The following is a 22,195-nucleotide window of genomic DNA, read 5'->3' as shown; positions in this document are numbered from 1 at the left end:
AGGGGCGGCCCCATTTTGTCCGCTGCACATCAAAAAAGATTATATGATGGCGCTGATATCGCAGGTGGTCGACGCAAGCCAATGCCGATCTTTTCAGTCAAGCACACGACCGTCTATCGCTATACGCAGCCGGTGACATTCGGCGAGCACCGGCTGATGTTCAGGCCGCGCGACAGTTTCGATCAGCGACTTCTGGATCACGCCCTGTTAGTCGACCCCGAGCCGAAAGAGATTGGCTGGATCCACGACGTTTTCGGAAACTGCGTTGCCGTAATCGATTTCAACGGCTCGGGCGACGAACTGCGTTTCGTGACAGACATTCGGCTCGATCACACGCCGCAGCATGCGCCCGATTTCCGTATCGATCACACAGCACTCAGCTATCCATTTTCCTATGATCCCGACGAGGCAACCGACCTCAGCCAAACCATCGAGCGCCATCACCTCGATGATGGCGACGAGATCGGCAAATGGGCACGACAGTTCGTGAGCGCCAAAGGGCGCACCGAGACCGGCAAATTGCTGATGACGCTTTGCTACGCCATCCACGAGAGCTTTGTTTATTCGCGTCGAACTGAATCAGGGACGCAACCGCCTCTGATGACCTTGCACCTGCGTCGAGGCACATGCCGAGACTTTGCGCTGTTCATGATGGAAGCGGTTCGTTCGCTCGGTTTTGCCGCCCGGTTTGTGACCGGTTATGTCTATGTGCCGAACCGCGACAGCGGTTCTGTCGTCGGCGGCGGGTCGACGCATGCCTGGTGCCAGGTCTATTTGCCCGGCGCGGGTTGGGTCGAGTTCGATCCCACCAACGGCATTGTCGGCAACCGGGATCTGATCCGGGTGGCTGTGGCCAGGCATCCCGGGCAAGCCATCCCACTTTCGGGAAGCTACTGCGGCAGCGCGTCGAGCTTTCTCGGCATGACGGTGGAGGTCAAGGTGGTGAGGGAAGCCGGCAATCACCAGCATCTATAAAAATCAGCATCTTCCAATATATTCGGAACTGTTCGCGGGAGTTTGCTCGCCGGTGTCTGTCGGGATTTTACGCATTTCGCAATTTCACGCCGTTGCATGACTGTTCCAGCGCGATATTGCACCTTCTATCTCTGCCATCGGCATATCGGGAAGGCGCCAGCCCGCCGCGCCTTTCGGCTCGACGGGCTTCAGCGTGGGGTCACGTCAGTCGTAGACCTTCACAATCTTGCGGGTACCTGGATCGACCAGGACAGTTCGGCCATCGATGACGACGTAGCGGTACTGAACGTCCGGCACCTCGTAAAGCTCGACTGTTTCGGGCAAAGCTGTGCCGATGTTGAGTTCGACGCCAGGAAGGCTGAGTGATGCCACCGGTTTCTTTTTCACGTATTCGCGGATCACGGTGTCATGCTCGGGTTGAATAATGACGTCCTGAGCGGCAGCGGCGCTGACACCGACCAGCAGAAGCATGCCTGCCGCAGCCAATGTAAGTTGCTTTCCCATAATAGCCTCCAAGCAACCTTCAGCTGCGGTGCTTGATGCTGCCGCGACGGGTTGCCTAGTTATCTCAACGATGCCGAGCAATTCTTGTTCCACCGGCTGTGAGCGAACCGGCTGCCACGGCCTATCGACGCCGATGTTTGGCGGCGCCCGCCAACGCCGGCTCAAGGCCTGGTTTCTTCTTGGGGCGGCGCGTTTGGGACTGGACAATCAGGCTGTGGCCATTTTTCACACGCAGTCGGCTTGTCGCCAGCGTCGCCATAACGTTCCACGAGTTTTGCGAAGCCGTAGGCGAAGGCGGAAAGCAGCGCCAGGATAACCACTATGCGAGCGGCCATACGGGATTATAGCAGCTCCCGCTCAGGATTGATCCAGCATAAGCTGCGCTCGGCAGGCCGGCGACGCGCAAGTCCGCTCGGGAACCTGCGGCCCCATCGTCGCGGACGATGTGCACTACCAGCCTGGTTCCGCCGTGAGAGACCGAGGCGCCGCTATGCTGCTGCGCAGAGGCGTCTAGGGGGCCGCGTCGAAATCGATCGCAAATCCCGCGTCGATGGCGCTTCGCGCAATGAGATCGCCAATTTGCCAATCCGTGAGTTCGCAAAGTGGAAACATCTTCCTCACGGCGATGGTCACTTCGGCTATCGAGACACTCGGATTGTCAACGTGATCGATCAGGTAGCCGACAATCGCTTGCCGAACATCCAATGAATTTGGCTTCTGCAGCGGCGCGGACATTTCCGGCCTAAGAATGGAGCCGTGGTTCTGGGCTATCGGCTGTTTTGGCGTCGAAAGCGACGGGCACGCCGTGCACTACGCATGCTGCCGCCAGCATCTCCTCCAACTCGTGGTTGGTGGCCTTGCAAGCCGGCATGAGTGTTCGAATGGCGCGGATCGCCTGCGCGATCGAGAGATACCGAGCCTTGCCTCTGGAAAGGACATAGGCCTCCGCCGCGCCTTCAACCGTGACTGTGTGAAAAGTGTGGCTCATCAACAGTTCCTCCCTGCCAACACTACGACTTTCGTCTAACATGCTGCGGCCTTCAAGCATATGTCTGATTTCGGACAATCAGGCAGAGCACGTCGCGTTTGACCGGCCTCATGCGACGCGCTTCAGGTTGTTGTTTTCATGCATGTGGTAATCGGAAAACCGCTGCACGCCCTTGGGATGGTTCAGTCCCCGAGGGGCATGCTTGTGCGCGACATGCATCAGCCGAAGTGACGTTGCTCCTCGTCGCCATAGGCGCCATGTGTGAGCTTTATCATTCCGGCACGGTCGACGATCGTGATCTCGCCGCGCCTGGCGTGAACCAGCCCCCGATATTCCAGCATTTGCAGGGCGGTGGTAACGCCGGGGCGCCGAGAGCCGAGCATGGTCGCCAGAAATTCATGGGTCAGCTGGATCTTGTTTCCCTCTGTCCGGTCGTGGACCATCAGCAACCAGCGGGCCAGCCGTTCCTCGATCTTGGAATGGCCATTGACCAGTGCCGTCCGCGACGACTGGACAAGGAAGGCGTGGGCATAGGCAAGCAGCGACGCGCCAAGCGACTGGCTCTTTGCCACCTCAGACCGAAGATTCTCAACCGGCAGGCACCAGCCGCTGCCTGCGACCTGGATGTAAGTCTCATTGGGAGAGCTGTCCTGGCCGAGAATGACGGCAACGCCTGTCATGCCATCATAGCCAATGATCCCGACTTCACTCTGCCGCCCTCCAGTCATGGTGGCGACCACCGAAGCGATACCCGCTTCTGGAAAATACACGTGCTCGATTGGCTGATACGGGACCTCCAGCTGGGCTTTGAGGTCCAGTTGGACATGATGCATTGACGGCAGCAGCAGCGCGAAATCCTCTGGGGAGAGGGCTTTCAGCAGATGATTGCGAGGAAGGGACACGTCTCTCTCCCTGACGGGCAAGAGCACGTACCCTCTTACTGTCGGCTGCATCCGCAGCACTGGCGGCCGATATCAAAGCATAGGCTGCAAACACGCGATTGGCAAAACCTTCGCCACCCGCGGCCGAACTTCAAACTGAGACAAGGTGGCGGCGGTCGATCCCCGTTGCGCATCCTTGCGCGCCGGCCTCCCTTGCCCTTGGTAAAGGGAGAGCTTCTGAGGGCCCCATTGCGCAGGTTACCGGCGCCCACGCCTAGGGTATTCCACATTTATGTTGACTTCAACATTTGTGTGGAGTTCCTTATATGCGTGAACAGCAAGGAACTTAAGAAATGGCTCGCTGCGCAGGGTTGCACCTTCGAAAGCAAGAAGGGCGGCTCCGGCCACCTGATCATCCGCCGTGGTGATCGCAAGTCGGAATTGCCAATGCATGGCGCTGGCAAGGAACTCGGAACAGGCCTGGTCAATGCAGTCAAAAAGTAGTTGGGATTGAAGTGATGGCTGGATATCGCATCAACGTGGAACCGGACGACAACGGAACGCTGCTCATTACATGCCCGCAATTGCCAATTGTGGTGACGTTCGCAGAGGATGAGCAGGGTGTGCGCCAGCACGCAGTTGATGCCATAGAGACCGCACTGGCAAGTATGATCGACGATGGTGAGGACGTCCCTCGCCCAGATGGCCAACCGGGTTTCGTCATCGATTTACCGGCACTGACTTGGCTGAAGCTCAATCTTTATTGGTCGCTCAGGGATTCGGATATAACGCGAGCTGAATTGGCCAGGCGATTGGATTGGAAGAGGGAGTCTGTCGACCGCCTGTTCAGGCTTGATCACAGATCCAGACTTGAACAGTTGGAGGCGGCCTTCTCCGCGCTAGGACGCACGGTGGAAGTCGACATTCGCGTTGCCGCCTAGCTGCCGCAAGATAGATGGAGGTGGGCGGTGGCAAACGATAAGATAAAATCCATCGTGGGCAACTGTCCGCGAGTCTGGTGGCGCTCAGCAAAAAGAAGCCGCCGAAGCGATCCGCACAAAAGGCGAAGCTGGCATCGTAAGCGATCATGTCTTTGGCCCCCAAAGCTGACGTTTCTTCGCTCCAAGGCGTGCAGTTTCGCGCTTTGTTCCGTAGGCCGACGACCGTTCACGTAAACCGCAAAACGCCTAAGTTCGGATCTCCTCAACTGCAACTTGGCGAGAACGATTTCAAAGACTTTGTTGAAAGGCATTTCGGGAGGGTAACCGAGCGGTCCGAACTGCCGCTGCGTGGCCGCGTTCAATCGTTATGACGGTCAATCGGAACAACAACGTGAAACGCTCGCGTCCCGAATTATTGCCAATTACATGGCCGGAGTGGTGGACGAGGAAGAACTTCTGTCGGCTTCGAAAATGGGGCGGCAAGCGACGGCTTCACCGGAAATGAGGCCGGCCAGAGATATCGACGGAGCCGCCGCTGTGATCCGCCTCTACCAAAGATGTGAGCATCCCCTAATCTACTCCTCATGAGACTCCTCTGGTTCTCTCCCCCGGTCTACGTGAAGGCGAAGCGTCCGGCCACTCGCCATCGGGTCAGCCACCTCGAGGGAGCCGCCGAGGAACTCATGTCGTGGGACACAAAGGGGCCGAGGTGGACGAAAGCGGTCCAATCATGCGTTGACGCGTTCGAGGGCAGAGTGTCCCCCCAAAAAGGTCCGTGAAGCCTTTGAGGCGGTGGCCAAGGAGGCGAGCGTGTATCTGTCGCCTGAGTAGGAGGTATCATGGCAAGTCTTTGGTTCGTCCCTCCGGTTTTCGTGAAGACTGAAACGGAAGGTGCCAGGCATGGCTGCAACAATGCGAGGGCAGCCCTTGAGCAGCTCAAGACGTGGACCCGGAGAGGACCTCACTGGCACAAGGCGTGGACCCTCTGCCTGTCAGCACTGGAGGGCGATCCGATTGACCCTCACGTGATCCGAAAGGCTTTCGTGGCTGCCGCTAAAGAGGCGGAGATGTATCTCTCGCCTGAGTAGGAGGCATCATGGCCATCCATTGGTTTCACCCTCCGGTCAACATCGAGACCGACCGACCTGGGCTGACATACGGCTGCAATAACGTCGAGGTTGCCGCCGCGGAATTCATGAAGTGGACCAAGCGGGGACCTAAGTGGACAAAGGCAGTTAAGGCCTGCATGGCGTCCATGAGGGCGAGGGCACAGCCGACGACGTAAAAGCCGCACAGTGAGCTGCGCTATTTGCGTGCGAGCACGACGTGAGCCTCTTGGGGGAACATCAGCTCCCCTCCAGTTGAATAGATTGCCAGCGAAGAACTTACATCACTCATAATCGCTGCGATGACTGCGTCGCGGTGTCCGGCATCCATTCCGCTGACCAGCCCTGCCTGCGGAGTCGCTGCCAGCTGTAGTCGCACATATTCCTTTGACGAGGGGAATCGGATGTTCTGTGTCGTCGTGTGGATGGTCACCTGACGAAATCCCGCCCCGGCCACCAATCGGTAAAGCTCGTCCGCATCGGCGAGTGAATGCTCGGACCGTTTCGTTGCCGAAGCGCCTGGACCGAGGTGTCGATCCAAGGCGTCCACCAGCGCCTTTGCCGCAGGAGTGCGCTCAATAGCGCTGAAAACGCTTAAGGCCAGTCGGCCATCAGGCACCAGCACCCGGAACATCTCACGTAGCGCACTCGACCGGTCCGGGAAAAACTGCAGTCCGAGCTGGCAAAGAACCAGATCGAAGGTGGCGTCAGGGAACGGCATTTCGAGCGCGCTTCCCTCGTGCCAGTCGATACACGGTCCAGCGCCTGTCGGGAGGGATCGAGCAACGGCAAGCATGCCCGTGTTGATGTCGAGGCCGACGACCTGCCCACTTCCCATACGCTCGGCCGCCAAGCGTGCCACCACGCCGGTGCCGCAAGCTACGTCCAGAACCCGCTCACCAGATTGAGGCGCAGCACGATCCACCAGGTCGGCAGCCCACAGGGCTGTGATTGCCGGGACCAGGTAGCGCTCGTAGAGTTCCGCGGCGCTGCCTTGCAGCTGCCACTGCTCCTGCTCGGCCATAGCGTTCCTTTCCGCACAACGAGCCGCTCGGCAAAAGGCTCGATCGGGCGCTTTTAAGCAGTCATCATAGGCGCGCGTCTGTCAAACAAGCAACCGCGCTAACCGGCGGTTGGTAGACGCGCCGCAGCCGGCGCGCGTAGGATTTTTCCACGATCCGCAACCGGGCAAATCCCGACCCACCCGAGTTCGGTGACCGCTTGATCGCCCCGTCGCTCTCCTGTGCGGCGGGTTTTTTTGTTTCCTATGGAACACCGGCATGGCAGGACGTTCGCCTCCTGCAGCATCTTCTGTGCTGCGAGATCGGTGTCCCCTCCCGACCAGCCCGCTTTCTTCCCCTCCGTGGGCGCGGGCAACTTCAGATGGACTCTCTCCCTGATTGGAGTAGTCACGTCATGCCGTCGACCTCGATACACAAAACGGAATACGATCCGGAGCGCAAAGTCCTCTCGGCGTGGCTCGTGGCCAGCGGTAAATGCTACCAGTTTGAGGACGTGCCGCCGGAGACCTTCGCCGAGTTCCAAGCCGCCTTCGCCAAGGGCCGCATCTTCAACGGCCACATCCCAAATCACTTCCGCTACCGTCTGGTTGGACCCGCGGTCGACTGAGCAGCATCAGCGGACGATCTCTCTTTTGGCAGGGATGCGGCTCATTCGTCGCGGCCGTCCGGCCAGCTTTTGCGAGGGCAAGGTCGGACATCGGAACGAAAGGCGGATTCGCGAATTTCTACTGCTAGATAATCGGAATCGTCGCCCATGAGGCTCGCGACCCTCCACCTTGAAACTGCGACATACGGCGACGTATATCGCGCGGAAAGGCTCGCGCGGTTGAGGCAGCAAATGATCCGGCACATCAAGCGCACTGACGCCTCGGCTCAAAAAGTCGAGCAAGCGCTGGCTAGTTTGGCCGAAGCAAACGCACCCATGGACCGGCTCGCGCGGCATCAGTAGGGCCGCGCTCATGCGCGCCTCCGCATCGGCACGATGTGCGGCGGGTTGTTCGGTTGCTGCATGTGGCGTTTTCACCACATCCGTTTCGTGATGCCTGTCCTTAGCCCCCGTGGGCCCGCAGAACTGTAGACATGTGGACACGACCGCACGTCCACATGTCATCAGCTATCGGTGTTGGGGGCACTCAAGCGTCCGCTGTTAGACTCGGCGACACCTTGTAGATTGGAACGACACCCTGGAGATTCGAAACATGGCGCTCAAGCGGATGGACAACGTAGGAATCGTCGTCGAAGATCTCGGAGGGACGATCGATTTCTTTCGCGAACTCGGCCTCGAGCTCGAAGGGCGGTCCACGATCGAAGGAGAATGGGCCGGACGTGTCACTGGACTGGGCGATCAGCGTGTCGAGATTGCCATGCTGCGCACGCCGGACGGCCACAGCCGGCTCGAGCTCTCCCGCTTCCTCACGCCGCCTGTCGTCGCAGATCACCGGAACGCCCCGGTCAACGCCTTCGGCTACCTCCGCGTCATGTTCGCCGTGAACGACATCGACGAGACGCTTGAAAGGCTCCGCACGCGCGGCGCGCAGCTCGAAGGCGAAGTAGTCCAGTATAAAGACGCGTATCGGCTCTGCTACATCCGTGGGCCTGAAGGGCTCCTCATCGGACTAGCCCAAGAACTCAGCTGAGCGCAATACGAAGACAAATGGCGAAGAGTGACCAATGCCAGCGAGCGCGTCCGAGGCCGACCCGCCTGTTCGACGTCCATCCCTCCACGGTCGGCCGCGTTACGCGCATGCAATTATCGCAACGTGGGCATGCTGCCACGAAACGGCGCCTCGCGCCCCTTTGCTCGACCGCATCGACGTCCTGGATCTTGGCGGCGGTTAAGGCCTGCATGGCCGTTCGCGTCGGGCAGCGGCGCCCTGAATTCACGATGATGCAACCACCGCCACGTCTTCGCGTTTAACCGCCTTCACTCCTGGGGAGCGACGAAAATGACGGCGTTTGTCCCGATTACAATCTACCTGAATCACAGGCCGATGGTGGTCGCGTCGATCGCCGGCGCTGCGAAAGCGCTTCAGCAACCATGGCCATTCATGGACAAGCCGTCCCGGCTTGAAGCAATCCGAATGATCGAGGAATGCCTGGCCGGACATTGCAGTCACCAAGCTGCGTTCGCCGCCTTCGAGGCGGCTGCAACGGAACAGGGACTCCATAAGCAGAAGCCCCCAAGCGAAGGCCTCAAGAAATTCGACGGGGTTGCTGAAGATCTGATGTGAGATGATGCCCGCCCTCGCCACCTTGGAACCGCTGACAGGCCTCGCCCGGGCGGACTTGGTCAGCCGGGATTGCGGACCACCCGCAAGTCGAGGAATGGCGGTGGTTTCTTGCTGCGCATTGCCTAGCTAACGACCATTCCAATTGCCAGGAACGCGATGGAGACGGCGAAGACCGGAGCGAGTAACCAGCGGGTCCAGTCTGTTGCGCGAACAGGTGAGACTTGGGTCCGGTCTGAGATCCGCCCGAAGCTCCCAGCCAAAGGAACTTTTGCAGCTGCCGCGGGTTCGATGAGTATCGCGCGAAGACGATGCTGTTCGGCGCGACAGGACTCACATAGGAGGCAACTATGAAAATGCGACTTTCCACTGCAGCCGCGGGATTTCTGCTGCTGGCAGGTATCGGCGCTGCTGCCGCTCAGGACGTAGTCATCGAGCCTGAACAGGAGACCGTCATCCGGGAATATGTGAAGAAGCAGCCGCTCGCATCGGTGAAGGTCCCTGGGATGGAGCTCAATATCGGCTCAACGCTGCCCCAGACGGTCGAGCTTCATGAAGTTCCCGACACCAAATATAGTTACGTGATGGTCGACAACCGGACCGTTGTCGTTGATCCAGGCACACGCAAGATCATCAAAGTCATCGAGTGACCTAAAGCGACTGGGAGCACAGCCCGCCGTGCCTAAAGGTATAGCAGGACACTAAATCTGGAAGTCCCTCTGATCCAACAGACCATTGCCTGTCCTCTCCCGTAGGCAATGGTCTATCGGCCATCCGGTAACTCAAGTTCTGTTCACACGGGAGAATGCCAGCACTGCCGACCTCACTTTGTTTCGGAACCGATTCGAAACGGAGATATTGATTCAAATCGAAGTGTCTGGAGTGCGGGTGCATGCTTACCGAGCCTGGCGTTGGCCGGCTTTCTTTCGTTGAATTCCAAATGCCCACGCTGGTCGAGAAGCCGCCCAAGGGCGATGGATGGATTCACGAAATCAAATACGATGGCTATCGGACCCAGCTGATCATCCAGCGGGGCAAGGCGCAGGCCTTCACCCGAAGGGGCTTCGACTGGACCGACCGATACGGCCCGATTGTCGGTGCCGCGGCTGAGCTGAAAGCAAAGCGCGCAATCATCGATGGCGAGGCGACTGTATTAGGCGCTACCGGGCTTCCTGACTTTCAGGCACTACGCCGCGAGCTTGGAAAAGCTGAGTCAACGAAGCTGATCTTCCACGCTTTCGATCTGCTTCACCTCAACGGCAAGAATCTGCGGGACGCTCCGCTGCTGGAGCGCAAGCGCGCCTTGCAACGTCTCTTGGAGGGCGCGCCGCCGGTGCTGGTCTATGTCGATCATTATGAGGGCGACGGCCCGACAGTGTTCAAGCACGCCTGCGAATTGGGCCTGGAGGGGATAGTGTCGAAGCGTGCAGATTCCCGCTACCGCTCCGGCCGGCAGGAGAGTTGGCTCAAGCTCAAATGCATCAAGAGCGACAACTTTCCGATCGTTGCCTTCGTCGAGAAGCTGGGGGCGAAGCCGCGCAGGATTGCCTCGCTTTATCTCGGTCGCCGCGAGGGGAATCGCGTCCACTATGCCGGCAAGGCGCAAAGCGGCTACAGCCTGCGCGATGCACGCGAAGTGCGCGAACGATTGGACCCACTGATTGTGGCGAAATCTCCACTCTCGGAACCGATAGAAAAGCCCAAGGCAACTTGGGTGCACCCAGCAGTCGAGGCCGAAATCCAATATAGCGGGATCACCGATGACGGACTGCTGCGTGAGGCGGTGTTCAAGGGGCTGCGCGATGATCTGAGCCCACCAGCCCGCGCGCCGCGTTTAGCCCGTAAGCGGCCGCCGTCCGATGAAAGTTTGGGCGTCCAGCCCGAAAACATTCTGCAATTGCTGCCCGACGCCGTCGTGCCCTCGAAAGAGGATCTGACCGGATATTGGACGAAGGTAGCGAGAAAGGCGCTCGTCCACCTCGGCCGACGCCCGCTCAAGCTGGTTCGCCACTCCCACGACGTGACGTTCTATCACAAGGGCAGATTGCCCAAAGTTCCGGATGCCGTGCATCAGCTGCGAGTTCAGAAACGCGAAGGTGGCGAAGGGGTGAGGCTGTGGGTCGATGACCTTGATGGGCTTCTTGGCTTGGTGGAAATGGGCGTTGTCGAATTGCACCCATGGAACGCCACCATTGATGATATCGAGCACGCCGACCGCCTCGTAATAGATCTGGATCCTGGCGAAGGAGTCGAATGGGAGCTAGTTGCCGGCACGGCTTTGGCGCTCCGCGATATGCTGCGTTCAGCAGGACTGGACAGCTGGCCGAAGGTGACCGGCGGCAAAGGCCTGCATGTGATGGCGCCGCTGAACGCTGCGATCACCCACGATGCGGCCAGGCAGTATGCACGCAGGCTGGCGCAGCAGTTGGTCAACAAGCATCCCGATCGCTACCTGTTGTCGGCTGCGCCGTTCGCCCGCGTAGGGCGTATCTTCCTCGATTATCTCCGAAATGGGCGTGGAAACACCGCGGTCGGTGCGTATTCGCCAAGAGCCCGCCTTGGCTTTCCAATTGCGGCTCCCGTAACCTGGAACCAGGTCGAAAAGGGAATTCTGCCAGACGCATTCACCTTGCAGAGCCCCTTTCGGCCGACGCCGCAGACAAGCGTGCGGAAAGCAGGCCGCGCTCGGCCCAATGTTTCAGATCGCCCGACCGTGAATAAGAGCAGGGACTTTTAGTCAGTCCGGCGGATCTAAAGATCGTGGCTCGACCAACGCCAATCTTCCGCACGCGTCAAAGTGGATTGGAATAGGGTCGCAAATTGTCCCAGAAAACCGCTCCTCCGGACCCGAGATGAAGGCAAGTAGGTAGTCCTGGTCACCATGTGTAAGAAGGCGCCCGGCATATATCTCGCAGTCGGATGTGCCGTATAGGAATGGACCGTCCGCCGGTTTCCATGGCCCCAAGGGATGATCGGCAGCAAGATAGTGGATGCCCGCTACCGGCTCTCCCGGATAGTTGCGTTTGAATTCTTCCGACCAACATTGTGAATGTGTGCAGAAGAGGCAGAACCATTTGTCGCCCCGCTGGAAGACTTGGGGGACCTCGATTTCCCCGAAAGATCCGACATAAACCGGAGGCTGAAGCTGCCAATTTACAAGATCGTGCGAATGGGCAACGCCAATTGCACCAGAGGCATTGGTATCCGATGGCATCGGCGAGCGGGCCGTGAAATACATCAGCCAGCCAGAGCCCTCGGGGTCACGTATCACCCAAGGATCCCGCAGCGAGCAGTCCTTCCAGCGCCGCGGAACGCAACCCTCGTAATACTCGGCATTCTCACCGGTGCGCTCAAGCGCAAGGCCCTGCCTTCTCCAATGGACTAGATCGGCGCTACTAGCGCGTCCGATTCGTTGTATCTTGCCCTCTTCAGCGCGTGATGTCCCGGTATAGAAGAGGGTCCATGAATTCCTGTCGTTCCGCACAATGCAGCCGGTCCAGATCGTCAGATCATCAAAAGACGGAGTTTTGCTCGGCCGGAAAACCGTTCCCCGATACGTCCATTTGCGCAGGTCAGGACTTGTGGCAAGGCCCCAGGTGACATTCCAGTGTCGCAGTTCGGGATTCCCTAGCGAGCGATCGGCCTGCAGAAAGAAGGCATGCCAGAGTCCCTGATCATCCCGGCAATACCAGCTGTCCCATATCCATTTTCCTTCGACGGTCAACATTGGATGCCTCTGACGTCGCATTGCCAACCACTGCTGAAAGAAAACCATCAGCGCGCGCTAACGTTCCGCTTCAAGGCTTACGGCCGGGGAGGCAACCCGACTAATCTTGATTCCAAATATCGTGCGAACTTGGTTTCGGACTTGGTTGCCCAACGCGCGGTTCAGGTTGACCTTGTCGGCGGCCTGCCTGCCGGCCTTTAGGCGTCGGTCGCTACGCGGGCCGATGCTCGACACACCAGCCGTATTTCGGGATGGGTTGGCGCGAACTCCTTCTCGTGTGGTGAGTCTTGACCAGGATCGGGCCCCTTTCCACGGGGGCGAGCTCTTCCAGGCGGTCGTTCAGGTACCGATCAGGCCGACCTGGAACGATCGGGTGCCGACGGCGAAGCGATCCCCGATAGGCGCGCCTCTGCTTGAAGCGCCGGCTTTCGACGTCGCGGTAGCGGGGTCGGTCCACCTTCACGCGGTGGACCGGGACGCAAGTTTAGGTCGTTGCAGACCCGCGTTCAGGACGATCTGGCGATCTTCTAACTACCGTCATAGGACCCAAAGGGGAGAAACCTAGCAGGCCCGCGCCGAACCAAGGTGTGAGCGTTAGGGCGTTCACCTCGATACGCAAACGGAATACGATCCGGAACGCAGAACCCTCTCGGCGTGGTTCGTGGCCAGCCGTAAATGTTACCAGTTTGAGGACGTGCCGCCGGAGACCTTCGCCGCGTTCAAAGCCGCCATTATGAATGCCGCTACTTCAAGACCACATCCGCAATCCCTTCCGATCCGGTGTGGTTACGACCGGCGACGGTGCCGGATGACATCGTATGGACCAAGCGCGTCATTCAGGCTGGTGGCGACGCTATGTGGTGGTAGAAGACTCGTCCGACGACCCCGGCAAACGATCGCGAATGGCTTCCTCAGTTCTGTTTGCGGTCGATTCCACAACTTTGCCGACCTTGCCTGCTAGGGTGCCTGCATCTCCACCCGAGCCTTGCCGGTCGGCCTCTTCCTTGACCGTTTCGTAGGCCTCGGCGGCAACTTGCTTTGCTTGCTCCAGGCCCGTTTCGAAAACCTCCTCCGCACTGTCGCGAATTTTGTCGCGGTAGGCGCCAAGTTGCTCGTCCTCTGTGGCTGTGTGGGGCAGCATCACCCCGATGGCAGTGCCCAGCGCAAGGCCGACTGCGGCGATAGCCAGCGGTTCGCGCTCGAAGAGGTCTTGTGCCGATTGGCGCGTCCGAGCCGCTATCTCGCTGGCGCTTGAGCCGAGCTGTCCGGCGGTTTTTGTCATCCTCTCCTTGGCGCCCGTTGCAGCGTTTGCTGCAGCTTCGGCCGCGTCGCTTGCTGCTGATGTAACCGAACCGGCGGTATCGGAGAGCATCGCCCCGATTCCGGACCCTTCGTTGCCCTGGCTGAAATCATCGCCGCGCAAGTTAGAGAAAGCATCAGGAGCTGTGCCTGTCCGATAGGCGGCGGCAGCTGAGTTGGTTGCCGACGTGCCGTCGCCCAGCATCAGCCAGGCCAGGCCGGCTCCAATCAACGTCAATGGCAACGGGTTGTCCCTGACTTGCGACTTGAGATTGCCAAGCATGGCGGATCCCTCGCCACCGGCGAACATCCCGGTAAATTCGTCGATCAATTGACCCGGTGTCATCTTGCTGCGGATCGAATCGGCGGTGTCTGCTACTTTAGCACGGGCGATGTCGGCATCGCGCTCGAGCTCGGCTGCGGATTTGTCGCTCATCTTATTTGATCCTTGATCACGCGCGCGTCGCGCTTGAGTTGGTCTTGTGTGCGATCAGGCGTCAGCTCGGAAGGAGCCATGCTTTTCGTGCCGGAACGCAAGAGAATGATCCCCAGTATCGCGACGACGATTCCAACCAGCAGCGAGGACCATCCCGCTCCCAGGCCGGCACTCGCCAGGGCGATTACGAGTGCTTGCAAAAGCACCATCAAGGCCGCGAGAAGGCATATGGCGCCGGCCAGAACCTCGGCGGCGCCTGCGCCGGCCTTGCTGATTTTCTCCGACATTTCGGCCCGCAACAGCCTACTTTCGGTTTGAAGCAGGGTTGTGACCTGCTGTGCCAGATCGCTGACGAGGGTTGCGAGGCCGCGACTTTCCTGATTGTTGGTCATGGGTTCTGCCCCAGGCTTGCGCCGGCCAAATCCCTGTCGTCTCTAGGCTGATTGAAGGGGGGCGGCGTCGTGTCAGGTGCCTCTGCCGATCGCGTAGCGGACTGATCCGAGTTCGAAACCGTTTCTGAACCCCCGTCTGTTTGCGATCGACTCGGTGTCTCGGTCCGGGCAGATGGCGGCGAGCTCTTGATAAACCGCCCCAGCGCCAAGCCTGCCAATACTGAGCCGGCTATCAGCGCCCCTGAGTTTTCGCGGCCGAAAGACCGCATCTCGCCAAGAACATCTTCGAATGGTTTGTCCTTCAACGAAGATGAAAGGCGTTCAAGCGAGCCGGCGGCATCGAGGGTGAACTTCGAAGCGGTCCGTTGATTGTTATTGGCCAGATGCTCGCTTGCTGCTCGCAAGGCTCCGCTAAAGGCCTTCAGGTTGGAGCTGATATCGCGCTGTGTTCCCTCGGCTTTGTCGAACAACGCCTGCTTGGCTTCAGCAGCGTAGTCGCCCGCCTTCCTGGCGAGTTCGTCGCGAGCGTCGTGTAGCGCCTCTGTCGCGGTCTGCGTTTCCTGCTGGAACCGTTCGGACAGTTCGCTTTTGGCTGTTTCGAAATCGGCCGGCTTACGGCCCTGATCGTCTTTGCGCTGCATGGTATCTCCTAATGGAATCCGAGGAAGGAGAGGATCGCAAGCACGACGACGACAAGGCCGATGAGATAAATGACACTGTTCATGGTGGCAATCTCCTCCATTGCCTAACGAACTTGGCGGGGGCAAACAGGTTCCATCACTTCCAGCTAAATTAGCAGTAAGAATTCGGTGCCATAACCGGCGTGCCTCGCATGGACTTCTAGCGACAGCGCGCCCGTGGCGTGGGTCCAAGGGAACATCCAAATGAACCAGGGCATTAATAGGCCCTCCGAAAGCTGATCTGTTCAAGATGGCTGCCGGGAACCAGCCTCCGCAAGACACGTTGCTGAGTCACCGAACTTCTCAAAAAGGATGCTTGCTATGGCGAAAGAGATACCTCGCGAGGAAGAGCAACGCGGCACAGGAAGGGTCCTCATGTGGGGCGCCGTGATCACCGCTGTGCTTTTTGTTGCCCTACTGGCCACATTTGTCCTCGGGCCACTCTGATCTGAGATACTCACCGCCCTAACCTCTGGAGCTTGTTCCTGCGGCGGACCAAAGCTGCCGGCCGGCGCCTACCAGGCAACGCCCACTGCTCACAGAGCACTATTAGCTGACGCTAATGTTGCGCTTCAAGGGGCTTTTGGCCGGGGAGGCAGCGACCTGCGGGACGGGGTGTCGTGGTCACCGCCGGGTATCGACTGCGCTTTGCAGGCGATCGGAACTAACGGTCTGTGGCGGCGTTGCGATGGCAGTAAGACAATGCTGACCAACGGAGACAGACATGACAGACTCCAAGGAACGTCTGGTGCAGTGGCTTCGCGACGCTCACGCCATGGAAGAACAAGCCGAGACCATGTTGAGCGGCCAAATCGAGCGTCTCGAAAACTATCCCGAGATTCGCGACCGGATGAACATGCATCTCGAAGAAACAAGGCAACAGGCAAAACGTCTTGAACAATGCCTCGATCGGATCGGCGACGGATCTTCGACGCTGAAGGACGCCGGCGGTAAGCTAATCGCCATCGGACAGAACATCAGCGGCATGTTTGCAGGCGACGAGGTGATGAAAGGATCACTGGCTAGCTACACATTCGAGCATATGGAAATCGCCAGCTACAAAATGCTCATTGCCGCAGCCGGCGAGGTCGGCGACTCCGAGACCCAAAGAGCGTGTAAAGAAAACCTCCGCGAAGAAGAGGCGATGGCACATTGGCTGGAAAACCAACTCGGCACGGTCACCAGCGAGTTCCTCAGACGCGACGAGCGGGATGCTGACATCGCGAAACGGTGACATGCCTAAAGTCTTGCCATCGCGTTGTAGAAATCCTTCGGCGGTACGAGGCTGATCGACGTCGACGTCAACCCGGTAGGGCTTCAGACGCGAAGGGTGGCGGATTGGTTGACGTTCTAAAAGAAACCGCTCCCTCTCGGCGCGATGTTCGAACCAGAACCTGCGCGAGGCTTGCCAGGCCTCGCGAAAATCCCAGCCGGCATGGCTTGTGCAGCCAGGATGTTCCCACGCATGGCTGATTCCCGGGCGCTGTTCTGGCCGTGGGAGCCTGAATCTCGTCGCATATCACCTTCATCGTATGGGAACGGATACACGTCGATGTCAAGGGGCTGCGCTTGTCGATCTTGTGCCAACCAATTCCGTAGAAGGAATCTGCAGCGATCACGAGAGCCTTGCATGTCAAGGGCTTGAGCGATTTCAAGGGGATAAACTGGTGCTGCGAGAGAGGATTGAACTCTCGACCTCTCCCTTACCAAGGGAGTGCTCTACCACTGAGCTACCGCAGCCGCTGATGGCGGGGCTTCTGCCATATCGAACCGGCAAGCGCAAGGCCAAGCGCAAGCGATCTGTGAAAGCCCGCTCCGACGGCTTTTGCGGACATGGCAGCGCCACAATGTTGGCTATCCCTGAATAGCGGGTCAGCCGGGACGGAACCATGAACGACAAGGCAACTCGAACTGACAAGGGCGGGCCATCGAAAAAGGACAGCCCACCGAAGAAGGCTGACCGCCAGACCCGGCTCGCCGAGCAATTGCGCGCCAATCTGCAGAAGCGCAAGGCGCAGTCGCGCTCGCGACGCACTGGCGAGGCTGACAAGCGGCCGGAAGGGTTCGGCGCCTTAAGGGAAACGCAAAAGGATTGATATCAACAGGCTGGCCAGGGCGAGAATCCTGTTTCTTGAACCAAACCGGCCAATGGTTTAGACGGGCCACAACAGACTCAACCGATTAAACCGGCCCTTCGGCCGAGGGGACGCTCTTCCATGGATCGCATCAGAATTGTCGGCGGCAACAAGCTTGCCGGAAGCATCCCGATCTCGGGCGCGAAGAACGCCGCGCTGCCGCTGATGATCGCTTCGCTACTCACCGACGACACGCTGACCCTGGAAAACGTGCCGCATCTGGCCGATGTCGAGCAGTTGATCCGCATCCTCGGCAATCATGGCGTCGACTATTCGGTCAATGGACGCCGCGAAAAGCAGCAGGAGGGCTATTCGCGCACCGTCACTTTCTCCGCCCGCAACATCGTCGACACAACGGCCCCCTACGAGCTGGTGTCGAAGATGCGCGCCTCCTTCTGGGTGATCGGCCCGCTGCTTGCCCGCATGGGCGAGGCCAAGGTGTCGCTGCCCGGCGGCTGCGCCATCGGCACGCGGCCGGTCGACATTTTCCTGGAAGGACTCCAGGCGCTGGGCGCCGATATCGACGTCGACACCGGCTATGTCATCGCCAAGACCAGGAACGGCCGTCTTGTCGGCAATCGCTACGTCTTCCCGAAAGTGTCGGTCGGCGCCACCCATGTGCTGATGATGGCCGCGTCACTGGCCAAGGGCGAGACGGTGCTCGAAAATGCCGCCCGCGAGCCCGAGATCGTCAACCTCGCCGAATGCCTCAACGCCATGGGCGCCAGGATTTCCGGCGCGGGCACCGAGACCATCACCATCGACGGCGTCGAGGCGCTGTCGGGCGCGCGCGTCCGGGTGATACCCGACCGCATCGAGACCGGCACCTATGCGATGGCCGTCGCCATGACCGGCGGCGACGTCGTGCTCGAAGGCGCGCGGGCGGACCTGCTGCAGACTGCGCTCGACGTGATTTCCCAAACAGGCGCCGAGATCACGCAGACCAATTCCGGTATCCGCGTCAGGCGCAACGGCGCCGGCATTGCGCCGGTCGACGTGACGACAGCGCCGTTCCCGGCGTTCCCGACCGACCTGCAGGCGCAGTTCATGGGCCTGATGACGATGGCCAAGGGCAAGTCGCGCATCACCGAGACGATCTTCGAAAACCGCTTCATGCACGTCCAGGAACTTGCCCGGCTCGGCGCCCACATAACACTGTCCGGCCAGACGGCGATCGTCGACGGCGTGCCGAAGCTGAAGGGCGCGCCGGTGATGGCGACCGACCTTCGCGCTTCGGTGTCGCTGGTCATCGCCGGCCTGGCGGCCGAAGGCGAGACCACGGTCAACAGGGTCTATCATCTCGACCGCGGTTTTGAGCGGCTGGAAGAAAAGCTGTCCGGCTGCGGCGCGGTGATCGAGCGGATTTCGGGGTAGAGGTAACGGCCTGAGGTCGGCGCTGCCCCTCATCTGCCTGCCGGCATCTTCTCCCCGTCTGGACCAGGGCTATTGCAGGTGGAAAGCCGAGGCTTTCGCTCTACGATGTACCCCCACCCCTAACCCTCCCCACAAGGGGAGGGAGACTTCCGTTGGCGCTGGCCTCGGCAGATTGCCTGCCTTTCGGCGCCAAAGGGGAAGTCAAAGGCGCGCGGCAGCGTTCCCTCCCCCTTGTGGGGAGGGTTAGGGTGGGGGTCCACCTTCGCAAGAATCCAAATGCGATTGCCCTGGTCGGAATCCGTGGCGCGGTTGCACGGATCGCCAAGACCGCCTAACAGAAAGTCGACTGTAAACCTTCGCAGGTGCGAACTCCGCATGAACCTTCTCAAGCTTGTCGCGCTCGACGATCAGGATCTGAGCATCGTCTCGGCCCATGTCCAGGACGCCGTGCTCAAGGTCGGCGATCTCGAATACATGCCGGCGGCCAAGCGCTTCGTTATGACGATGAACCGCTTCGTCTGGGAGGCGAAATCGGGGCTGTTCCGCCAGCATAATGAACGGCGGCAAAGCGTGCTGCATTTCGACCGGGTGCTGGGCGCCAAGACCAGCGGCATTGCCCGCGACAAGCCGGACGAGGTGCTATCGCTGCTGGCGATCAGCTTCGTCGCGCTCGACAAGCCGGCCGGCATTGTCGAGCTGATCTTTTCAGGCGGCGGCGCGATCATGCTCGATGTCGAGTGCATCGAGGCGCGGCTGGCTGACACTGGCGGCGCCTGGGAAGCGACGTCGCGCCCCTTCCACAGAGCCTGAGCACACAAGATGGCCATCACGCTTCGCCTGTCCGATGCCGATTTCGAGCCGCGGTTTGCCGCGTTCCTTTTGACCAAGCGCGAGGTCTCGGAGGACGTCGACGCGGTGGTGCGCGCGATCATCGCGCGGGTCCGCGCCGAGGGCGACGCGGCGCTCATCGACTACACGCAGAAATTCGAAAAGGCCGACCTGAAAGGCCTCGGCATTGCTGTGTTGCAAGACGACATCGCCAAGGCCTACGATGCGGCCGACCCGCAGACGATCGACGCGCTCAAATTCGCCCGTGACCGGATCCGTTCGCATCACGAGCGGCAGCGGCCGAACGACGACCGTTATACCGACGCTGCCGGCGTCGAGCTCGGCTCGCGCTGGACGGCGATCGAGGCGGTCGGGCTCTACGTACCGGGCGGTACGGCGAGCTACCCAAGCTCGGTGCTGATGAGCGCCGTGCCGGCCAAGGTCGCCGGCGTCGAGCGCATCGTCATGGCGGTGCCGGCGCCCGGCGGCGTCATTAATCCGCTGGTGCTGGTGGCGGCGGACCTGACCGGCATATCCGAGATCTACCGTGTCGGCGGCGCGCAGGCGATCGCAGCGCTGGCCTATGGCACCGAAACGATAAAGCCGGTCGCCAAGATCGTCGGCCCCGGCAATGCCTATGTCGCGGCGGCCAAGCGCCAGGTGTTCGGCACGGTCGGCATCGACATGATCGCCGGGCCATCGGAAGTGCTTGTCGTGGCCGACGGCAGCAACGATCCGGACTGGATCGCCGCCGACCTGCTTGCCCAGGCCGAGCATGACGTGTCGGCGCAGTCGATCCTGATCACCGACGATCCTGACTTCGGCGCGGCGGTCGAACAGGCGGTCGAACGCCAGTTGCAAAACCTGTCGCGCGCCGGGACGGCGGCGGCCAGCTGGCGCGATTTCGGCGCCGTCATCCACGTTCCCCGAATTGAGGCGGCGCTGCCGCTGGTCGACCGCATCGCTGCCGAACATGTCGAGCTTGCCATCGACGAGCCGGAAGCCTTCCTGGCTCGGATGCGCAATGCCGGCGCCGTCTTTCTCGGCCGCCACACGCCGGAAGCCATCGGCGACTATGTCGGCGGCTCCAACCACGTGCTGCCGACGGCGCGCTCGGCGCGCTTCTCGTCCGGGCTTTCGGTGCTCGATTTCGTCAAGCGCACCTCGATCCTGAAGCTCGGGCCAGAGCAATTGCGGGCGCTGGCGCCGGCGGCCATCGCGCTGGCCACAGCGGAAGGCCTCGACGCGCATGGACGCTCCGTCGCCATCCGGCTGAATGTGTAGCTGACATGGCGGACTACGATCGAACCCGTGCCAGGCTGATCGATGTCGAACTCGACGAATCGATCGGCCGTTCGACGCCCAACGTTGAGCATGAGCGGGCGGTGGCGATCTTCGACCTGATCGAGGAAAACAGCTTCCAGCCGGTCAATGACGACGGCGCCGGGCCCTACCGGCTAAAACTGTCGCTGGCCGAATCCCGCCTGGTCTTCGCGGTGACGCGCGAGGATGGCGCGGCAGTCGTCACCCACATCCTGTCGCTGACGCCGCTCAGGCGCATCGTCAAGGACTATTACATGATCTGCGAAAGCTATTACGATGCCATCCGCACCTCGACGCCCAGCCAGATCGAGGCGATCGACATGGGCCGGCGCGGCCTGCACAATGAGGGCTCGCAGACACTGATGGACCGGCTGGCCGGCAAGATCGACATCGATTTCGACACGGCGCGGCGGCTGTTCACGCTGGTCTGCGTACTACACTGGCGAGGCTGAACTGTCAGTCCCTCTGCCCCGCTCGATCCTGCCCCGCTCGATCCTGTTCGTCTGCGCCATGAACGCCGTGCGCTCGCCGATGGCCGAACTGCTGGCGCGCCAGGTGCTTCCGGCCACCAGCTTCGTCGCGTCGGCCGGGGTGCGCGGCGGCGAACGCGACCCGTTCGTCGACGCCGTGCTGGCCGAGGACGGGCTTTCGCTCGGCGACCGGCACCCGAGGACACTGGACGATCTCGAGGACGACTATTTCGACCTGATCATCACGCTGTCGCCGGAAGCCCATCACACCGCGCTCGAGCTTACCCGCTCGCTTTCGGTCGACGTCGAATATTGGCCGATGCCGGACCCGACTGGCGTCGGCGGCACGCGCGAGCAGATCATGGCCGCCTATCGCGAGGTGCGCGAACGGCTGAAGGCGCGGATCGGCCGCCGTTTTCTGGCGCCGGAAGCAGAGAAACCGGGCTGATTTAAGCATGTTCACAAGCGCACGATTATCATATAGGTTCCGCCCAAATTCCGGCTAGAGTCGGATGATTTCAGGTCTGTTCGACCTGAAATCTGAATCCGCCTCTAAATCCAAGAAGTAGAGCATGATGTCGTCCGAAAACCGCTTCACACTTTTCGGCATCGTGCTCTAGGCGCTGGGAATCCATCCAAGCAAAGGTATCGAATGCCGAAGGAAGAAGTCCTCGAGTTTCCGGGTGTCGTCACGGAATTATTGCCCAATGCGATGTTCAGGGTGAAGCTTGAAAACGAACACGAAATCATCGCCCACACCGCCGGCCGCATGCGCAAGAACCGTATCCGCGTGCTGACCGGCGACAAGGTCCTTGTCGAGATGACACCCTACGACCTGACTAAGGGCCGCATCACCTACCGTTTCAAGTAAGATCGTCAGAGCTCG

Annotated in this window: 27 protein-coding genes and 1 tRNA gene; 18 read left to right on the top strand and 10 right to left on the bottom strand. The window is 60.2% G+C overall.

Annotated elements, in window-relative coordinates; genetic code table 11:
* Window positions 1–81: 81 nt before the first annotated feature.
* Complete coding sequence (locus tag AC0L15_RS01880; RefSeq protein ID WP_473495834.1) at window positions 82–975, top strand: transglutaminase family protein; 894 nt, start codon at window positions 82–84, stop codon at window positions 973–975.
* A gap of 204 nt (window positions 976–1,179) precedes the next feature.
* On the opposite strand, the gene AC0L15_RS01875 is transcribed toward AC0L15_RS01880, so the two are convergent.
* The 4 genes from AC0L15_RS01875 to AC0L15_RS01860 all read right to left on the bottom strand — a co-directional run bounded on the left by AC0L15_RS01875 (window position 1,180) and on the right by AC0L15_RS01860 (window position 3,390).
* Window positions 1,180–1,479, bottom strand: a complete 300-nt coding sequence (locus AC0L15_RS01875; protein ID WP_023800265.1) for a DUF1236 domain-containing protein — start codon at window positions 1,477–1,479, stop codon at window positions 1,180–1,182.
* A 510-nt stretch (window positions 1,480–1,989) separates the two neighbouring features.
* The gene (locus AC0L15_RS01870; RefSeq protein WP_287246501.1) at window positions 1,990–2,214 is read right to left on the bottom strand and encodes a hypothetical protein; all 225 of its coding nucleotides are present in this window, start codon (window positions 2,212–2,214) and stop codon (window positions 1,990–1,992) included.
* Window positions 2,215–2,221: 7 nt separating this feature from the next.
* On the bottom strand, window positions 2,222–2,467 hold the full coding sequence (locus tag AC0L15_RS01865) for a hypothetical protein (protein ID WP_287246616.1): 246 nt from the start codon (window positions 2,465–2,467) through the stop codon (window positions 2,222–2,224).
* Window positions 2,468–2,685: 218 nt separating this feature from the next.
* Window positions 2,686–3,390 carry a Crp/Fnr family transcriptional regulator gene (locus AC0L15_RS01860; protein WP_473495852.1) on the bottom strand — a complete coding sequence of 235 codons (705 nt, stop codon included), beginning with the start codon at window positions 3,388–3,390 and terminating at the stop codon, window positions 2,686–2,688.
* A gap of 288 nt (window positions 3,391–3,678) precedes the next feature.
* On the opposite strand from AC0L15_RS01860, the gene AC0L15_RS01855 reads away from it, so the two are divergent.
* The 3 genes from AC0L15_RS01855 (at window position 3,679) to AC0L15_RS01845 (ending at window position 5,377) form a co-directional block, all read left to right on the top strand.
* Complete coding sequence (locus tag AC0L15_RS01855; protein WP_287067470.1) at window positions 3,679–3,852, top strand: type II toxin-antitoxin system HicA family toxin; 174 nt, start codon at window positions 3,679–3,681, stop codon at window positions 3,850–3,852.
* A 14-nt stretch (window positions 3,853–3,866) separates the two neighbouring features.
* Entirely contained in the window at window positions 3,867–4,289 is a 423-nt protein-coding gene (locus AC0L15_RS01850) for a type II toxin-antitoxin system HicB family antitoxin (protein ID WP_287246500.1), read from the top strand.
* Window positions 4,290–5,128: 839 nt separating this feature from the next.
* Complete coding sequence (locus AC0L15_RS01845) at window positions 5,129–5,377, top strand: DUF982 domain-containing protein (RefSeq protein WP_353813028.1); 249 nt, start codon at window positions 5,129–5,131, stop codon at window positions 5,375–5,377.
* Between the two features lie 217 nt (window positions 5,378–5,594).
* On the opposite strand, the gene AC0L15_RS01840 is transcribed toward AC0L15_RS01845, so the two are convergent.
* On the bottom strand, window positions 5,595–6,419 hold the full coding sequence (locus tag AC0L15_RS01840) for a class I SAM-dependent methyltransferase (RefSeq protein WP_287246497.1): 825 nt from the start codon (window positions 6,417–6,419) through the stop codon (window positions 5,595–5,597).
* Between the two features lie 392 nt (window positions 6,420–6,811).
* On the opposite strand from AC0L15_RS01840, the gene AC0L15_RS01835 reads away from it, so the two are divergent.
* The 5 genes from AC0L15_RS01835 to ligD all read left to right on the top strand — a co-directional run bounded on the left by AC0L15_RS01835 (window position 6,812) and on the right by ligD (window position 11,382).
* Entirely contained in the window at window positions 6,812–7,024 is a 213-nt protein-coding gene (locus AC0L15_RS01835) for a KTSC domain-containing protein (protein WP_287246496.1), read from the top strand.
* Window positions 7,025–7,616: 592 nt separating this feature from the next.
* On the top strand, window positions 7,617–8,054 hold the full coding sequence (locus AC0L15_RS01830) for a VOC family protein (RefSeq protein ID WP_287246495.1): 438 nt from the start codon (window positions 7,617–7,619) through the stop codon (window positions 8,052–8,054).
* A 309-nt stretch (window positions 8,055–8,363) separates the two neighbouring features.
* Entirely contained in the window at window positions 8,364–8,648 is a 285-nt protein-coding gene (locus AC0L15_RS01825) for a DUF982 domain-containing protein (protein WP_287067456.1), read from the top strand.
* 347 nt (window positions 8,649–8,995) lie between these two features.
* Window positions 8,996–9,295 carry a DUF1236 domain-containing protein gene (locus tag AC0L15_RS01820; RefSeq protein WP_287246494.1) on the top strand — a complete coding sequence of 100 codons (300 nt, stop codon included), beginning with the start codon at window positions 8,996–8,998 and terminating at the stop codon, window positions 9,293–9,295.
* A gap of 242 nt (window positions 9,296–9,537) precedes the next feature.
* Window positions 9,538–11,382, top strand: a complete 1,845-nt coding sequence (gene ligD / locus AC0L15_RS01815; RefSeq protein ID WP_473495833.1) for a DNA ligase D — start codon at window positions 9,538–9,540, stop codon at window positions 11,380–11,382.
* Here ligD and AC0L15_RS01810 read toward each other — a convergent pair whose 3' ends face one another.
* The gene (locus tag AC0L15_RS01810) at window positions 11,383–12,372 is read right to left on the bottom strand and encodes a glycoside hydrolase family protein (RefSeq protein ID WP_287246492.1); all 990 of its coding nucleotides are present in this window, start codon (window positions 12,370–12,372) and stop codon (window positions 11,383–11,385) included. It abuts the gene before it with no gap.
* 661 nt (window positions 12,373–13,033) lie between these two features.
* On the opposite strand from AC0L15_RS01810, the gene AC0L15_RS01805 reads away from it, so the two are divergent.
* Complete coding sequence (locus tag AC0L15_RS01805; RefSeq protein WP_287246491.1) at window positions 13,034–13,333, top strand: hypothetical protein; 300 nt, start codon at window positions 13,034–13,036, stop codon at window positions 13,331–13,333.
* On the opposite strand, the gene AC0L15_RS01800 is transcribed toward AC0L15_RS01805, so the two are convergent.
* From AC0L15_RS01800 to AC0L15_RS01790, 3 genes are read right to left on the bottom strand one after another with little or no spacing between them, the layout of a single operon-like run.
* Entirely contained in the window at window positions 13,226–14,107 is an 882-nt protein-coding gene (locus AC0L15_RS01800) for a hypothetical protein (RefSeq protein WP_287067447.1), read from the bottom strand. The genes AC0L15_RS01805 and AC0L15_RS01800 overlap by 108 nt on opposite strands.
* The gene (locus AC0L15_RS01795; protein WP_095493499.1) at window positions 14,104–14,499 is read right to left on the bottom strand and encodes a phage holin family protein; all 396 of its coding nucleotides are present in this window, start codon (window positions 14,497–14,499) and stop codon (window positions 14,104–14,106) included. The genes AC0L15_RS01800 and AC0L15_RS01795 overlap by 4 nt, the downstream gene beginning before the upstream one ends.
* The gene (locus AC0L15_RS01790) at window positions 14,496–15,140 is read right to left on the bottom strand and encodes a hypothetical protein (protein WP_287246490.1); all 645 of its coding nucleotides are present in this window, start codon (window positions 15,138–15,140) and stop codon (window positions 14,496–14,498) included. The genes AC0L15_RS01795 and AC0L15_RS01790 overlap by 4 nt, the downstream gene beginning before the upstream one ends.
* A 763-nt stretch (window positions 15,141–15,903) precedes the next feature.
* Between AC0L15_RS01790 and AC0L15_RS01785 the strand changes: the two genes are divergently transcribed.
* Window positions 15,904–16,413: a ferritin-like domain-containing protein gene (locus AC0L15_RS01785; RefSeq protein ID WP_473495832.1), complete on the top strand. Its 510-nt coding sequence runs from the start codon at window positions 15,904–15,906 to the stop codon at window positions 16,411–16,413.
* A gap of 431 nt (window positions 16,414–16,844) precedes the next feature.
* Here the strand turns inward: AC0L15_RS01785 and AC0L15_RS01780 are convergent.
* Window positions 16,845–16,919 (bottom strand) — tRNA-Thr (locus AC0L15_RS01780).
* Window positions 16,920–17,068: 149 nt separating this feature from the next.
* On the opposite strand from AC0L15_RS01780, the gene AC0L15_RS01775 reads away from it, so the two are divergent.
* From AC0L15_RS01775 to infA, 7 genes are all read left to right on the top strand, one after another.
* The gene (locus tag AC0L15_RS01775) at window positions 17,069–17,275 is read left to right on the top strand and encodes a hypothetical protein (RefSeq protein ID WP_287246488.1); all 207 of its coding nucleotides are present in this window, start codon (window positions 17,069–17,071) and stop codon (window positions 17,273–17,275) included.
* A 120-nt stretch (window positions 17,276–17,395) separates the two neighbouring features.
* Entirely contained in the window at window positions 17,396–18,688 is a 1,293-nt protein-coding gene (gene murA, locus AC0L15_RS01770) for a UDP-N-acetylglucosamine 1-carboxyvinyltransferase (protein WP_287246487.1), read from the top strand.
* Between the two features lie 375 nt (window positions 18,689–19,063).
* Window positions 19,064–19,498, top strand: a complete 435-nt coding sequence (locus AC0L15_RS01765) for a DUF2948 family protein (protein WP_287246486.1) — start codon at window positions 19,064–19,066, stop codon at window positions 19,496–19,498.
* Between the two features lie 9 nt (window positions 19,499–19,507).
* On the top strand, window positions 19,508–20,800 hold the full coding sequence (gene hisD / locus AC0L15_RS01760) for a histidinol dehydrogenase (protein ID WP_473495831.1): 1,293 nt from the start codon (window positions 19,508–19,510) through the stop codon (window positions 20,798–20,800).
* Window positions 20,801–20,805: 5 nt separating this feature from the next.
* Window positions 20,806–21,291 carry a UPF0262 family protein gene (locus tag AC0L15_RS01755; RefSeq protein ID WP_287246484.1) on the top strand — a complete coding sequence of 162 codons (486 nt, stop codon included), beginning with the start codon at window positions 20,806–20,808 and terminating at the stop codon, window positions 21,289–21,291.
* 1 nt (window position 21,292) lies between these two features.
* A complete protein-coding gene (locus tag AC0L15_RS01750) occupies window positions 21,293–21,757 on the top strand; it encodes an arsenate-mycothiol transferase ArsC (RefSeq protein WP_287246615.1) in 465 nt (154 codons plus the stop codon).
* A gap of 204 nt (window positions 21,758–21,961) precedes the next feature.
* Window positions 21,962–22,180: a translation initiation factor IF-1 gene (gene infA, locus AC0L15_RS01745; protein WP_006200926.1), complete on the top strand. Its 219-nt coding sequence runs from the start codon at window positions 21,962–21,964 to the stop codon at window positions 22,178–22,180.
* Window positions 22,181–22,195 lie beyond the last annotated feature (15 nt).

It is taken from the genome of Mesorhizobium sp. WSM4846 (assembly GCF_055811415.1).
Note: the sequence above shows the minus strand (reverse complement) of the source record. Positions and strands in the feature narration are given on the sequence as shown.

What these genes read in the sequence shown, in the direction of transcription:
- AC0L15_RS01880 (WP_473495834.1), top strand. Translation starts at nt 82, where the DNA reads ATGCCGATCTTTTCAGTCAAGCACACGACCGTCTATCGCTATACGCAG.
- AC0L15_RS01875 (WP_023800265.1), bottom strand. Translation starts at nt 1,479, where the DNA reads ATGGGAAAGCAACTTACATTGGCTGCGGCAGGCATGCTTCTGCTGGTC.
- AC0L15_RS01870 (WP_287246501.1), bottom strand. Translation starts at nt 2,214, where the DNA reads ATGTCCGCGCCGCTGCAGAAGCCAAATTCATTGGATGTTCGGCAAGCG.
- AC0L15_RS01865 (WP_287246616.1), bottom strand. Translation starts at nt 2,467, where the DNA reads ATGAGCCACACTTTTCACACAGTCACGGTTGAAGGCGCGGCGGAGGCC.
- AC0L15_RS01850 (WP_287246500.1), top strand. Translation starts at nt 3,867, where the DNA reads ATGGCTGGATATCGCATCAACGTGGAACCGGACGACAACGGAACGCTG.
- AC0L15_RS01845 (WP_353813028.1), top strand. Translation starts at nt 5,129, where the DNA reads ATGGCAAGTCTTTGGTTCGTCCCTCCGGTTTTCGTGAAGACTGAAACG.
- AC0L15_RS01840 (WP_287246497.1), bottom strand. Translation starts at nt 6,419, where the DNA reads ATGGCCGAGCAGGAGCAGTGGCAGCTGCAAGGCAGCGCCGCGGAACTC.
- AC0L15_RS01835 (WP_287246496.1), top strand. Translation starts at nt 6,812, where the DNA reads ATGCCGTCGACCTCGATACACAAAACGGAATACGATCCGGAGCGCAAA.
- AC0L15_RS01830 (WP_287246495.1), top strand. Translation starts at nt 7,617, where the DNA reads ATGGCGCTCAAGCGGATGGACAACGTAGGAATCGTCGTCGAAGATCTC.
- AC0L15_RS01825 (WP_287067456.1), top strand. Translation starts at nt 8,364, where the DNA reads ATGACGGCGTTTGTCCCGATTACAATCTACCTGAATCACAGGCCGATG.
- AC0L15_RS01820 (WP_287246494.1), top strand. Translation starts at nt 8,996, where the DNA reads ATGAAAATGCGACTTTCCACTGCAGCCGCGGGATTTCTGCTGCTGGCA.
- ligD (WP_473495833.1), top strand. Translation starts at nt 9,538, where the DNA reads ATGCTTACCGAGCCTGGCGTTGGCCGGCTTTCTTTCGTTGAATTCCAA.
- AC0L15_RS01810 (WP_287246492.1), bottom strand. Translation starts at nt 12,372, where the DNA reads ATGTTGACCGTCGAAGGAAAATGGATATGGGACAGCTGGTATTGCCGG.
- AC0L15_RS01800 (WP_287067447.1), bottom strand. Translation starts at nt 14,107, where the DNA reads ATGAGCGACAAATCCGCAGCCGAGCTCGAGCGCGATGCCGACATCGCC.
- AC0L15_RS01795 (WP_095493499.1), bottom strand. Translation starts at nt 14,499, where the DNA reads ATGACCAACAATCAGGAAAGTCGCGGCCTCGCAACCCTCGTCAGCGAT.
- AC0L15_RS01790 (WP_287246490.1), bottom strand. Translation starts at nt 15,140, where the DNA reads ATGCAGCGCAAAGACGATCAGGGCCGTAAGCCGGCCGATTTCGAAACA.
- AC0L15_RS01785 (WP_473495832.1), top strand. Translation starts at nt 15,904, where the DNA reads ATGACAGACTCCAAGGAACGTCTGGTGCAGTGGCTTCGCGACGCTCAC.
- AC0L15_RS01775 (WP_287246488.1), top strand. Translation starts at nt 17,069, where the DNA reads ATGAACGACAAGGCAACTCGAACTGACAAGGGCGGGCCATCGAAAAAG.
- murA (WP_287246487.1), top strand. Translation starts at nt 17,396, where the DNA reads ATGGATCGCATCAGAATTGTCGGCGGCAACAAGCTTGCCGGAAGCATC.
- AC0L15_RS01765 (WP_287246486.1), top strand. Translation starts at nt 19,064, where the DNA reads ATGAACCTTCTCAAGCTTGTCGCGCTCGACGATCAGGATCTGAGCATC.
- hisD (WP_473495831.1), top strand. Translation starts at nt 19,508, where the DNA reads ATGGCCATCACGCTTCGCCTGTCCGATGCCGATTTCGAGCCGCGGTTT.
- AC0L15_RS01755 (WP_287246484.1), top strand. Translation starts at nt 20,806, where the DNA reads ATGGCGGACTACGATCGAACCCGTGCCAGGCTGATCGATGTCGAACTC.
- infA (WP_006200926.1), top strand. Translation starts at nt 21,962, where the DNA reads ATGCCGAAGGAAGAAGTCCTCGAGTTTCCGGGTGTCGTCACGGAATTA.